General features: G+C 69.3%; 10 protein-coding genes and 2 riboswitches. Of the genes, 4 read left to right on the top strand and 6 right to left on the bottom strand.

All coding sequences use genetic code 11. The annotated features are described in order from the left end of the window. Nucleotides 1-13 precede the first annotated feature (13 nt). The 6 genes from CFB81_RS08305 to CFB81_RS08280 all read right to left on the bottom strand — a co-directional run bounded on the left by CFB81_RS08305 (nucleotide 14) and on the right by CFB81_RS08280 (nucleotide 8,276). A complete protein-coding gene (locus CFB81_RS08305; RefSeq protein WP_089435038.1) occupies nucleotides 14-466 on the bottom strand; it encodes a YaiI/YqxD family protein in 453 nt (150 codons plus the stop codon). Nucleotides 467-527: 61 nt separating this feature from the next. Next, entirely contained in the window at nucleotides 528-1,064 is a 537-nt protein-coding gene (locus tag CFB81_RS08300; RefSeq protein ID WP_089435037.1) for a VWA domain-containing protein, read from the bottom strand. A 140-nt stretch (nucleotides 1,065-1,204) separates the two neighbouring features. After that, nucleotides 1,205-2,290 carry an ATP-binding protein gene (locus tag CFB81_RS08295; RefSeq protein WP_089435036.1) on the bottom strand — a complete coding sequence of 362 codons (1,086 nt, stop codon included), beginning with the start codon at nucleotides 2,288-2,290 and terminating at the stop codon, nucleotides 1,205-1,207. Then, nucleotides 2,287-6,096, bottom strand: a complete 3,810-nt coding sequence (gene cobN / locus CFB81_RS08290; protein WP_089435035.1) for a cobaltochelatase subunit CobN — start codon at nucleotides 6,094-6,096, stop codon at nucleotides 2,287-2,289. Before cobN ends, CFB81_RS08295 begins: the two co-directional genes overlap by 4 nt. A 6-nt stretch (nucleotides 6,097-6,102) precedes the next feature. After that, entirely contained in the window at nucleotides 6,103-7,191 is a 1,089-nt protein-coding gene (cobW, locus tag CFB81_RS08285; protein ID WP_089435034.1) for a cobalamin biosynthesis protein CobW, read from the bottom strand. 26 nt (nucleotides 7,192-7,217) lie between these two features. After that, nucleotides 7,218-8,276 carry a HoxN/HupN/NixA family nickel/cobalt transporter gene (locus CFB81_RS08280; RefSeq protein ID WP_089435033.1) on the bottom strand — a complete coding sequence of 353 codons (1,059 nt, stop codon included), beginning with the start codon at nucleotides 8,274-8,276 and terminating at the stop codon, nucleotides 7,218-7,220. 187 nt (nucleotides 8,277-8,463) lie between these two features. Next, nucleotides 8,464-8,727, bottom strand: a riboswitch (cobalamin riboswitch). Between the two features lie 384 nt (nucleotides 8,728-9,111). Continuing rightward, nucleotides 9,112-9,349: riboswitch (cobalamin riboswitch) on the top strand. 166 nt (nucleotides 9,350-9,515) lie between these two features. Between CFB81_RS08280 and cobA the strand changes: the two genes are divergently transcribed. Genes cobA through CFB81_RS08260 form a run of 4 tightly spaced genes read left to right on the top strand, consistent with a single transcriptional unit; the run spans nucleotide 9,516 to nucleotide 12,425 of the window. Then, the gene (gene cobA / locus CFB81_RS08275) at nucleotides 9,516-10,280 is read left to right on the top strand and encodes a uroporphyrinogen-III C-methyltransferase (protein ID WP_089435354.1); all 765 of its coding nucleotides are present in this window, start codon (nucleotides 9,516-9,518) and stop codon (nucleotides 10,278-10,280) included. After that, nucleotides 10,277-10,480, top strand: a complete 204-nt coding sequence (locus CFB81_RS08270; RefSeq protein WP_256976006.1) for a cobalamin biosynthesis protein — start codon at nucleotides 10,277-10,279, stop codon at nucleotides 10,478-10,480. The genes cobA and CFB81_RS08270 overlap by 4 nt, the downstream gene beginning before the upstream one ends. Nucleotides 10,481-10,514: 34 nt before the next feature. Further along, nucleotides 10,515-11,117 carry a cob(I)yrinic acid a,c-diamide adenosyltransferase gene (gene cobO, locus CFB81_RS08265; protein ID WP_089435032.1) on the top strand — a complete coding sequence of 201 codons (603 nt, stop codon included), beginning with the start codon at nucleotides 10,515-10,517 and terminating at the stop codon, nucleotides 11,115-11,117. Nucleotides 11,118-11,120: 3 nt separating this feature from the next. Beyond that, nucleotides 11,121-12,425, top strand: coding sequence for a cobyrinate a,c-diamide synthase (locus CFB81_RS08260; RefSeq protein ID WP_089435031.1), 1,305 nt, complete (start codon nucleotides 11,121-11,123; stop codon nucleotides 12,423-12,425). Nucleotides 12,426-12,542 lie beyond the last annotated feature (117 nt).

The raw sequence follows: 12,542 nt of genomic DNA, 5'->3' as shown, positions 1-12,542 counted from the left end.
TCGACGTGTGCCGTTACGGCTTGCCGTGCCGCACCAGGAACCGGTCGAGCTGCGACGCGAACGTCTTGCCGTCGCGCGCGCTGAACGGCGCCGGGCCGCCCGTGTCGATGCCGGCGCTGCGCAACTGATCCATCATTGCGCGCGTCGACAGGCGCTCCTCGATGTTCTCGCGGCTGAACCAGTTGCCGCGCGGGTCGAGCGCATGCGCGCCCTTGTCGAGCACGGCGGCGGCCAGCGGGATGTCGGCGGTGATCACGAGGTCGCCGGCTTCCACCAGCTCGACGATGCGCGCATCAGCCACGTCGAAACCGGCCGGTACCTGCACCGCCTTGATGAACGGCGACGGCGGCGTACGCAGAAACTGGTTCGCGACCAGCGTCACGCAGATTTCGGCACGGCGCGCGGCGCGAAACAGCATGTCCTTGATGACGGCGGGACACGCGTCGGCATCGACCAGTACTTGCATGGCGGGAGTTTCCAGTGGGCAGAAGCGCAAACGTCGATCATAGCGCACCGCCGCCCGGCCATCAGCCGGCGAGATCCGTGCGAAGCGCGTCGGCCGTCACCCACTGTGCGCCCCACGCCGCGGCGAGCCGCGCGCCCTCCCCGATCCGCACGGCCGCATCGTCGAAGTCGACGAACACGACGTGATCGGCCGCCGCGGGTCTGGCCGGCATCTCGCGCGTGCGGCCGTCGGACAGCACCCACAGCCAGCGCTGCTTGCCGGGCTCGCGGCGCGCGGCGCGGGCAAGCAGCTGCGCGGCGGTCGCGATGCCGTCCGCGAGCGGCGTGCCGCCGCCGCCATCGACCGGCTCGAGCCAGCGTGCATTCCACCAGCGCGGCACGGCCGGGCCGAAGCGCCGCGCGGCGCCGTTGCCGCCGAAGCAGACCAGCGCGGTTTCGGCGCGCTCGCGCGCGGCCTGATCGAAATACGCGACGATCAGCCCCTTCGCGAGCGCGAGCCGGTCATGCGACAGCATCGACGCAGAACAGTCGAGCACGAAGCAATGCAGCGCATGCGGCGTGCCCGCGCGTTTCCGGAAGCGCAAATGATCGTGATGCAGCTTGCCGACACGTTTCGCGGCGAGCGTCGCTGGCCACGCAACGGCCGTGCCGGCGCGTACCGCACCAAGTACGCGGGCGGCTGCGCCTGCCTGCCATCGAGGACCGCGAACGGCGTTCGCGGCGGCGCCGGCTCGATGGCTCAGCGTTTTTTTAGCGGCAGCGGCACCACGCTTTTCACGTCGCGCAGCCCGGCCGGTTCGGGCGGAAGGTAGCCCCAGTCGCTTTGCGATGCGGACGTGTCGGCCTCTGTGCCGTCGGCGTCGCCCTGTCGCTTGTCAGGCTGCCGGGGTGTATCCGACCGCAAACGATCGTCACGCTCACCCCCTTGTTGCGACGACTGCTGCGATGGCGGCGGCCCCGCATGGCGCCGATGCCGCAGCACGGCTTCCGCCACGCGCTCGACATGCGACACCGTCACCGCATCGGCCTGCTCGAGCGCGGCCAGTGCGCGCGCGGCGCGCAGCATCACGAGATCGGCGCGCAGCCCGTCGACGGCCGCGTCGATGCACAGCGCGCTGACGCGCGCATGCACGGCGTCGTCGAAATCGAGCGTCGCGAGCCGCGCGCGCGCCGCACGAATCCGGTCGCCGAGTTCACGCTGGACGGGCGCATGGCGTGCCCGAAACGCGTCCGGGTCGAGATCGAACGCCAGTCGCGCCTTCACGATCCGTTCGCGCTGGGCGGCGTCGAAGCAGTTCTCCAGCTCGACCATCAGCCCGAAGCGGTCCAGCAACTGCGGGCGCAACTCGCCCTCCTCGGGGTTCATCGTGCCGACCAGCACGAAACGCGCATCGTGCGCATGCGACACGCCATCGCGCTCGACGATGTTCACGCCGCTCGCGGCGACGTCGAGCAGCGTATCGACGAGCCCGTCGGCAAGCAGGTTCACTTCGTCGACGTACAGCACGCCGAGATGCGCGCGCGCCAGCAGGCCGGGCCGAAAACGCACGCCGTTTTCGGCCAGCGCATGCGCGAGATCGAGCGTGCCCGTCACCTGCTCGTCGCTCGCCGACAGCGGCAGCGTGACGAACTGCCCTTCCGGCAGCAGCTCCGCCAGGCCGCGCGCGGCCGTCGATTTCGCGGTGCCGCGCGGGCCGCTGACGAGCACGCCGCCGAGCGACGGGTCGATCGCGGCAAGCAGCAGCGCCTGCTGCAACGCGTCCTGCGCGACGAGCGCCGCAAACGGAAAAACCGCGCGGGCGCGGTGCGTGGTCGGATCGGTCATGGCCGTCCTCCTTCCTGGCGTTGTTCGCTGGCGAGCCACACCGCTTCGATCCGCTCGCGATAGGGGCCGGGCTGCTGCCACAGCCCGCGCTGCATCGCTTCGACGAAGCGTTCGCAGATGCCGTGCAGCGCCTTCGGGTTGTGCCGTTCGAGGAACGCGCGGGTGGCGTCGTCGAACAGGTACGCGTCGGCGACGAGCGCGTACTGATGATCGGACAGCACGCGCGCGGTCGCGTCATAGCCGTACAGGTAGTCGACGGTCGCGGCCAGCTCGGCCGCGCCCTTGTAGCCGTGACGCTTCACGCCGTCGAGCCATTTCGGGTTGACGACGCGCGAGCGGATCACGCGGGCGATCTCCTCGCGCAGCGTGCGCATCTTCGGCGCGACCGGGTTCGCATGGTCGCCGTGGTAGATGCTCGGCTGCTGCCCGGACAGGTGCCGCACGGCCGCCGTCATCCCGCCCTGGAACTGGTAGTAGTCGTTCGAATCGAGGATGTCGTGCTCGCGGCTGTCCTGATTCTGCACGACGACGTCGATCGTCGCCAGCCTTTCGCCGAACACGTCGGGCGCTGCATCGCCCGCGCTGTTCTGCGCGTACGCATGGCCGCCCCATTGACGGTAGGCATCCGCGAGATCGGCGTCGGTCTGCCAGCGGCGCTGATCGATCAGGTCCTGCAGGCCGGCGCCGTAGCTGCCCGGCCGTGCGCCGAACACGCGCCAGCCGGCGCGCCGGCGCGCTTCGTCGGGCGCCACGCCCTGCGCGATCCACTTCTCCCGTTCGCGCTCGATGCGTGCGCGAATCGGATTCAGCTCTTCGGGCTCGTCGAGCGCGGCGACGGCCTGCACGGCCGCGTCGAACAGGTGCATCAGGTTCGGGAACGCGTCGCGGAAGAAACCCGACACGCGCAGCGTCACGTCGATGCGTGGCCGGTCGAAGATCTCGATCGGCAGGATCTCGAAGTCGGTCACGCGATGGCTGCCGTGCGCCCATTTCGGCCGCACGCCGATCAGCGCGAACGCCTGCGCGATGTCGTCGCCGCCGGTGCGCATCGTGGCCGTCCCCCACACCGACAGCCCGATCGCGCGCGGATAGTCGCCGTGATCCTGCAGATGGCGTTCGATCAGTTGTTGCGCGGATTTCAGGCCGAGCGACCACGCGGCCTGCGTCGGCACCGCGCGCGTATCGACCGAGTAGAAGTTGCGGCCCGTGGGCAGCACGTCGGGACGGCCGCGCGACGGCGAGCCGCTCGGCCCCGGGGGTACGAAGCGGCCGTCGAGCCCGCGCAGCAGCTGACGCATTTCCTCACCGCCGCACGCATCGAGTGCGGGCAACAGCGTCGAACGCACGCGTTCCAGCACCGCGAGCGTATGCGGCCATGCGCCGGGCGGCGGCATGTCGATGCCGAGTTCGTCTGAAGCGGCGCCGCACACGGCGTCCAGCCAGTGCTGCGCAAGCCGTTCGAGCCGCTCGCGCGTATCGCCGGCATGGCGCCACGGCGACGCGTCGAGCGCCTGCAGCACGGCCGGCCGCGGCCCGGTCCACGGCGCGGCCCAGTCGGCTGCGAGCGGATCGAAACCCTCGCCGAGCGCAAGATCGCGTGCGAGCGCGCCGATCAGCCCGGCCCGTTCGCCCTTGCCGTCTCCAATCGGGAAGCGTGCGAGCGCGAGCAGCGTGTCGCGCCGCTGGCGCTCGACCGGCGACGCGCCGAACACGTGCAGCCCGTCGCGAATCTGTGCTTCCTTCAATTCGCACAGCCACGCGTCGACGCGCGTGAGCAGCGCATCCTCGTCACCGACATCGCGCGGCGGCGACACGCTCAGCTCGTCGTGCAGCCGATGCTCGGCGATCGTCGCGAGGATCGTCTTGCGCAACAGCTTCGCGCGCCGCGCGTCGACCATCAGCGCTTCGTAGTATTCGTCGACCTGCCGTTCGAGATCCTGCAGCGGGCCGTAGTTTTCCGCGCGCGTGAGCGGCGGCATCAGGTGATCGACGATCACGGCTTGCGCGCGGCGCTTCGCCTGGCTGCCCTCGCCGGGATCGTTGACGATGAACGGATACAGGTGCGGCAGCGGCCCGAGCGTCAGGTCGGGCCAGCACGCGTCGGACAGCGCGACGCTCTTGCCCGGCAGCCACTCGAGATTGCCGTGCTTGCCGAGATGGATGACCGCGTCGACGCGATACGCATCGCGCAGCCAGAAATAGAACGCGAGATACGCATGCGGCGGCACGAGATCCGCATCGTGGTAGCTCGCATAGTCGTTGTCGTCGCGCGAGCGCGACGGCTGGATGCCGACGAACACGTTGCCCGCGCGCCAGCCGGCGATCGTGAAGCGCTGCTGCCGCAGCGTCGGGTCCGCTTCGGGCGGCCCCCACCGTTCGCTCAGCGCATCGCGCACAGTGGCCGGCAGCCGCGCGAAACGCGCGACGTAGTCGGCCAGCGCGTAACTCTGAAACGCGGGACGCAGCGTGCGCACGGCGGGATCGTTGGTCACGCCTTCGGTGAGTCGAGCGATCAACGCGTCGCCGTCGGGCGGCAGGTCGGCCACCGTATAGCCGGCATCGCGCAGCGCCGCGAGCACGCGCAGCGCGGAGGCCGGCGTATCGAGCCCGACGCCGTTGCCGATCCGCCCTTCGCTTTGCGGATAGTTCGCGAGAATCAGCGCGATGCGCTTGTCGGCGTTATCGAGCTCGCGCAGCCGGCACCAGCCGCGCGCCAGCGCCGCGACGAACGCGATCCGCTCCGCATCCGGCTGGTAGCGCACGACGTCGACTTCGGTGTGCGCGCAACGATACGCGAGCCCCTTGAAGCTCACCGCGCGCGTGACGATGCGCCCGTCGACTTCGGGCAGCGCGACATGCATCGCGATGTCGCGTGCGTGCAGCCCCTGGTTGTCGGCCACCCACGCGTCGCGATTGCCGCCGGACAGGATCACCTGCAGCACCGGTGCGTCGCCGGCCAGCACGTCGGGCTCGGGGCTGTCGATCGCGCCGGCCGCGAACGCGGTGGTGTTCAACACGAGCGCGACGTCGTGCGCGTCGCACAGCTGCGTGATGACCTCGCGGCTCACCGCGTCCTTCAGCGACGTCACCGCGATCGGCAGCGGATTCAATCCTGCGTCGATCAGCGCGTCGGCCAGCGCGTCGAACACGGCCGTGTTCGCGGCCTGCCAGTGCGCGCGATAGAACAGGATCGCGACGACCGGCGCGCCCGGCGTCCAGCGCGGCCGCCAGTCGTCGACGCTCGCGCGGTCGCGCGCCGGGTGATACAGCGCGGCGGCCGGCAGCGGGCGCGGCGGTTCGGGCTCGTCGCCGAACCTGAGCGTATGAAACGCGATGCTGCGCAGCAGCGCGTCGGCATTGTGCACGCCGCCTTCGCGCAGATAGCGCCACCACAGCCGGCACAGGTCGGCCTTGACCGTGCTCTTCGCGATGAGGTTCGGGTCCTCCTGCAGGTCGCCCGAGAACATCGCGAGCTGCTGCCCGCGCTTCGACGCGAGCGACACGGCCTGCTCGATCCCGTACGGCCAGTACGCTTCGCCGCCGAGATGATCGATCACGACCGTCTTCGCGTGACGCAGCACGTCGTCGACGTAGAAATCGACCGACGCCGGCTGCCGCAGGAACGTGACGTTCGCGAGCCGCACGCTCGGGAACCCGGCCGGCAAGTGCGGCACGACGCTCGCGAGCAGCGACAGCGTCGTGTCGGCCGAGCTCAGGATCACGATGTCGGCCGGCTGCTGGTCGATCCGGACGACGCCCTGCGTATCGTCGACGAAGCCGCCCGGCGTGGTGCGCAGCAGATGCATCGTGCGTTACGCCTGTTGCGGCTCGGCCGCGCACGCGGCGTCGAACGCACGTTGCAGCGCGGCCGCGTCGAGATCCTCGCCGATCAGCACGAAGCGGCTCGCGCGCGTTTCGCCGTCCTGCCAGCGACGGTCGAAATAGCTGTCGAAGCGGCGGCCGACGCCCTGGATCACGAGCCGCATCGGCGCATCGGGCAGCGCGGCGAAGCCTTTCGCGCGATAGATCGTGTGCGTTTCGACCACGCGCTGCAGCGCGGCGATCGTCGCTTCGCGCGTGCCGGCGTCGCCCGACACCACGACCGAATCGAAATCGTCGTGATGGTGATCGTGATCGCCGTCGTCGGCCGCACCGTGATGGTCGTGACGCAGGTGGATCGTTTCCTCCGATGCCGATTCGAGGCCGAGCAGCATCGCGAGGTCCAGTTCGCCGCGCGTCGCGCGCACGATCTTCACCTGCGGCGGGATTTCTTCGCGGATCGCGGTTTCGATCTGCGCGAACTCGGCGTCGTCGACGAGGTCGGCCTTGTTCACGATCACGAGATCGGCGGACGACAGTTGATCGGCGAACAGTTCGTGCAGCGGCGATTCGTGGTCGAGGTTCGGATCGGCGCGACGCTGCGCGTCGACGGCCTGCGGGTTTTCCGCGAACTGGCCGCTCGCGGCGGCCGGCCCGTCGACGACGGTCACGACCGCGTCGACCGTGAAGCTGTTGCGGATCGTCGGCCAGTTGAACGCCTGCACCAGCGGCTTCGGCAGTGCGAGGCCCGACGTCTCGATCAGCACGTGGTCGATATCCGCGCGGCGCTCGACGAGCGCTTCCATCACCGGATAGAACTCTTCCTGCACGGTGCAGCACAGGCAGCCGTTCGCGAGTTCGTACAGCTGGCCCGCTGCTTCGCCCTGCGCGCCGTCGGCATCGTCGCAGCCGATGCCGCAGCCCTTGAGGATTTCGCCGTCGATGCCGAGCTCGCCGAATTCGTTGACGATCACCGCGATGCGGCGGCCTTCGGCGTGCTGCAGGATGTGGCGCATCAGCGTCGTCTTGCCGCTGCCGAGAAAGCCCGTGACGATCGTGACGGGCAGCTTGCGTAGGGTCATGGAATATCCAGGTTGGTAAGGGAGGGTCACGCCGAGATCGTCACGTCGATCTCGTCGTAGCGCTTCAGCCGGTAGATCAGGGCCGACACGAGCCAGCAGGCGAGGAACAGGCCGATCACGACATAACCGAGCATGCCGAAGTGCGACGCCACCATCGACGCGAAGTCCCATACCGGGCCCTGCAGCGACAGCTTGTCCGCGAGCAGCGCCAGCACCTCGATGCCGCCGATCAGCGCGGCGACCAGCACCGACACGAAGGTGATCGTCATGTTGTAGTAGATCTTGCGGATCGGCCGCACGTACGCCCAGCGATACGCACCCATCATCAGGATGCCGTCGGTCGTGTCGACGAGCGTCATGCCGGCGGTGAACAGCATGGGCAGCGCCATCACGGACCAGAACGACAGGCCGCCCTGCACCTGCGCCGCCGAGATGCCGAACAACGCGATCTCGGTCGCCGTGTCGAAGCCGAAGCCGAACAGGAACCCGACCGGATACAGGTGCCAGCTGCGCGACACGAGCCGGAACAGCGGACGGAACAGGCGCGCGAGCACGCCGCGCTGGTTCATCAGCATGTCGAGATCGGCATCGACGATCGCCTCGCCGCGGCGGGCCGCGCGAAACGTCCGGTACACGGAGATCAGGATCAGCAGGTTCGCGGCCGCGAGCACCAGCAGGAAGAACGCCGACACGCTCGTGCTGATCACGCCGCCCCAGGTCTTCATGCTCTCGAAGCGCGCGAGCGACGCCGCGGTCAGCGCGACCGCCACCGACATCACGATCACCACGGTCGAATGGCCGAGCGAGAAGAACAGGCCCGCGCCGAGCGGGCTTCGCCCCTCCTGCATCAGCTTGCGCGTGACGTTGTCGATGGCCGCGATGTGGTCGGCGTCGACCGCATGACGCAGCCCGAACACGTACGCGAGCAGGGCGGTGCCGAGCAGCACGGGCTGGCCGTGGAAGGCGGCGAATGCCCAGATCCACGCGCCGACGTTGAAGGCGATCAGCAGCACATAGATCGCGACGATCTTGCCGCGCAGCCCGGATGAACTGTCGTTGAACAGGTGAAACAGCGAATCGAGCATGACGCTCCCTTGCGAACGGTCGACATGAAGCATGCCAACACGGCCGTCGCGACGCGGCCCCGTGCGGTCTCGCCTTCCATCGGGCCGGATCATGCGCGCTTGTGCGGACGGCCGGACGACGGGAATCGGGAAACGCTCGGGTGTCGGGCACGCTGCGGCCGTGGACGATGCGCCGCCTCCCCGCGGCGCTGAACCCCAACGTTTAGGCCGGTATCCGGGCTGACGAACACGCCGCTTCGCCTTCCCGGATGCGCGGCATCCAGTGGCGGTCGTCCGCATGCGGCAGGCATGCGGCGAAGCGGCGTTGCATCGCGCTGGGCGCGACGCGTTCGCTTACCGTTGCGGGGGCAGCACAGGTTGGCCCGACTGCGGCGCAGGCAGGCTCCCTGTTTCCCGTTTAACTGCGCGCGCCGGAGGAGCGCGCGCGAGCACCGAAACGCGTGCGAGTGTAGGCGCCGGAGGCGGAAGCGTCAAGGCGACGAGTGGCCAGGTCGGTCGGATGAACCGGCGAGCAGCGATCCGGCGCGGGTATGCCGGGGAAATCGTTCGACTGTCTGACGCACCCAACAACCCGCGCGGGATCGAACGTGAAGTAGTACGACTCGCCATCCTAAGCGGTTTTTCAGAATTGACGGTTGTTCACGTTGTCCGCAATAGCAAGGCCAGCGCCGCAGCAGGTGCAGTGTGGGGTTGCGTGCGGAAACGTTCATGCTCATTGGAGATTCGGATGATTGACGTTGCGCAGCCGATATTCGATTGTCCAATTCAGACAGTTTTAGAGACCGACGGCGGATGAGCGCCCACCCCGTATGCGTTTGCGCCGGTGCCCTGTGCTATCGTATGCGCCGCGTTCGGTGCTCGCATGCGCATTCCGTGCATGCAGTTAAACGGGAAACAGGAGGCGGATCGCCGCCCTGCCTGTGCTGTCCCCGCAACGGTACGCCGCCCGCGCGACGCGCTTCCCCGCGCACGCGCCCATGCCGCCCACGATGCCACTGCCCTTCCACCGGGCGGGAAGGCTGCGGCCTGGCAAGCGGCCAGCCCGGATACCGGCCGACGCAAGGGGCGAGCCCGATGCTCGCCGAACGCCCGATCCGCGGGGGACGGATCGAGTGCACATTCCGCCCGCGTCCGCGCGGGCTTCGTCCGATCCGTCATGCTTCACCTGTCTGCTGGCCGCCGCCCCGCCCGCCTTCCCCTTTCCACTGTTTCGACACGGTGCGCGCCGTGCCGCGCCCGATGAGCCGCGCCTGGCTCATCGGCGCCGGCCCCGGCGACGCCGAACTGTTGACCCTCAAGGCCGTCCGCGTGATCGGGGAGGCCGACGTGCTGCTGGTTGACGATCTCGTCAATCCGGACGTGCTGCGTCACGCGCGCGCCGAGGCGTGCATCGAGCATGTCGGCAAACGCGGCGGCCATGCATCAACGCCGCAGGAGACGATCGTCGCCTCAATGCTTGCGCATTTGCGCGCGGGCCGCAGTGTCGCGCGGCTCAAAGGCGGCGATCCGTTCGTGTTCGGCCGCGGCGGCGAAGAACTGCTCGCGCTCGGCGCAGCCGGTTTTCCGGTCGAGATCGTCAACGGTATCACCGCCGGCATCGCCGCGCCGGCCGCGCTCGGCATTCCGGTCACGCATCGCGGTGACGCGCAGGGCGTGATCTTCGTCACGGGTCACGGCGCGGCCGACGACGAGCCCAACTGGCACGCGCTCGCCGCCACCCGCATGACGCTCGTGGTCTACATGGGCATTCGCCGCGTCGACGCGATAATCGCGGCGCTGCGCGCGGACGGCCTGCCGGACGACACGCCGTGCGCGGCGATCGAATCGGCCACGCGCGACGGGCAACGGCACGCGCTAGCCACGCTCGCGACGCTGGTCGAACAAATTCGCGCGAAGGGCATCGGCTCGCCGGCGATCGTCGTGATCGGCCGCGTGGCGGCGCTGGCCGCCGAGCCCGCCGTGCAGGCCGCGCTGGCTGGCGGTGCGTGGCCGGAGCGCACGTGATCCGGGTCGCGCTCTGCATCGGCCTTCGCGCGGGCGCAAGTGCCGCGCAACTCGATGCTGGGATTCGTGCTGCGCTCGCCCGCTTCGGCGTCGCGGGCGTGGCCGAGCCGTGCGCGCAGCTCGCGGCGCCGCAAGGCAGGCTGCTGGGCCCCAAATCCATCCGGGACGGCGTGACGGTTGCCCTCGCCGGCCCGCTCTGAACCCTTTGTTTCGCTTTCGACAGGACGATTTCCGATGAAGACCGATGCCGAATCCCATCAGCGGATGACCGAACGCCGCCGCGCCGGCCATGAAAAGAAGCAGGCTGCCGCTACCCAGGAAAAGGGCCTGCTGATCGTCAATACCGGCAACGGCAAGGGCAAGAGCACGGCCGCGTTCGGCATGGCCGTGCGCGTGCTCGGCCATGGCATGCGGCTCGGCGTCGTGCAGTTCATCAAGGGCGCGCTGCACACGTCCGAGCGCGACTTCCTTGGCGCGGTCGCGGAGTGCGATTTCGTGACGATGGGCGACGGCTATACGTGGAACACGCAGAACCGCGACGCCGACATCGCGACCGCGCGCAAGGGCTGGGACGAGGCGCGCCGGATGATCGAAAGCGGCGAGTACCGGATGGTGATCCTCGACGAGCTGAACACCGTGCTGAAGTACGAATACCTGCCGCTCGACGAAGTGCTCGCGACGCTCGTCGCGCGCCCGGAATCGGTGCACGTCGTCGTCACCGGGCGGCATGCGCCCGATGCGCTGATCGATGCGGCCGACCTCGTCACCGAAATGCGTCTCGTCAAGCATCCGTACAAGGAGCAAGGCGTGAAGGCGCAACCCGGCGTGGAGTTCTGAGCGATGCCGGCCTGCCCCGCGCTGTTCGTCAGCGCGCCCGCGTCCGGCCAGGGCAAGACGTCGGTGACGGCCGGCCTCGCGCGGCTGCACCGGCGGCTCGGCCGCCGCGTGCGCGTGTTCAAGACCGGGCCGGATTTTCTCGATCCGATGCTGCTCGAACGCGCGAGCGGCGCGCCCGTGCACGCGCTCGACCTCGGCATGGTCGGCGAAGCCGGCTGCCGCGCGCTGCTCGCCGATGCGGCGCGCAACGCGGACCTGATCCTGATCGAAGGCGTGATGGGGTTGTTCGACGGGACGCCGAGCAGCGCCGATCTCGCGGTCGCGTTCGGCGTGCCGGTCGTCGCGGTGATTGCCGCGAGGTCGATGGCGCAGACGTTCGCGGCGATCGCGTTCGGGCTCGCGCGGTTCCGGCCGGAGGTGCCGTTTCACGGCGTGCTGGGCAATCGTGTCGGGTCGCCGCGACACGCGGAACTGCTGCGGCAGGCGCTGCCGGACGACCTGCGCTGGCTCGGGCACGTGCCGGCCGATGCGGGCATCGCGCTGCCGGAACGGCATCTCGGCCTGCACCAGCCGGCCGACATCGACGATCTCGACGCGCGGCTCGAGCGTGCGGCCGACGTGCTCGCGCGGACGGCGCTCGCCGAATTGCCGCCGGCCGTCGCGTTCGCGGAACCGGACGTTCACGCCGCGCTGCCGCGCGTGCTCGCCGGCAAGCGGATCGCGATCGCGCGCGATGCCGCGTTCTCGTTCATCTATCCGGCCAATCTCGCGCTGCTCGACGCGCTGGGTGCGCAGTTGCGGTTCTTTTCGCCGCTTGCGGACGAACCCGTGCCCGGCGATTGCGACGCGCTGTTTTTGCCGGGCGGCTATCCGGAACTGCATGCGGCGACGCTTGCCGGAAATGCCGTGACGGCTCGGACGATTCGCGCGCATGCGGCAGCCGGCCGGCCGATCGTCGCGGAATGCGGGGGGATGGTGTATCTGGGCGAATCGCTGACCGACGTGGATGGCTCGACGACGCCGATGCTCGGCCTGCTGCCGGGGCAGGCGACGATGCAACGCCGGTTCGCGGCGCTCGGCATGCAGCAGCTCGATACGCGCACCGGGCCGATGCGCGGCCATACGTTTCATTATTCGCGGCTGGATACGCCGCTGGTGCCGGTCGCGACCGCCGCCCGGCCCGATGGCGACGCCGGCAGCGGCGAAGCAGTTTATCGCGCGGGCGCGATCGTCGCGACGTACATGCACATGTACTGGCCGTCGAATCCGGATGCGGTCGTGGCGTTGTTCAGTGGGGAAGCGTTCTGAAAGGATCGCGCACGAAGCGCTATCCGGTTTCGTCACACCCCAAACGCCTCGGTCGGCTCGACCCAGTACAACGCGCCGGTCGTTGAAGTCGTAGCCGAGGTTGTGCACCATGCAGAC

Source organism: Burkholderia sp. AU28863 (assembly GCF_002223195.1).
GTDB lineage: Bacteria > Pseudomonadota > Gammaproteobacteria > Burkholderiales > Burkholderiaceae > Burkholderia > Burkholderia sola.
The sequence above is the reverse complement of the archived record's forward strand: the minus strand, read 5'-3'. Positions and strand labels throughout refer to the sequence as shown.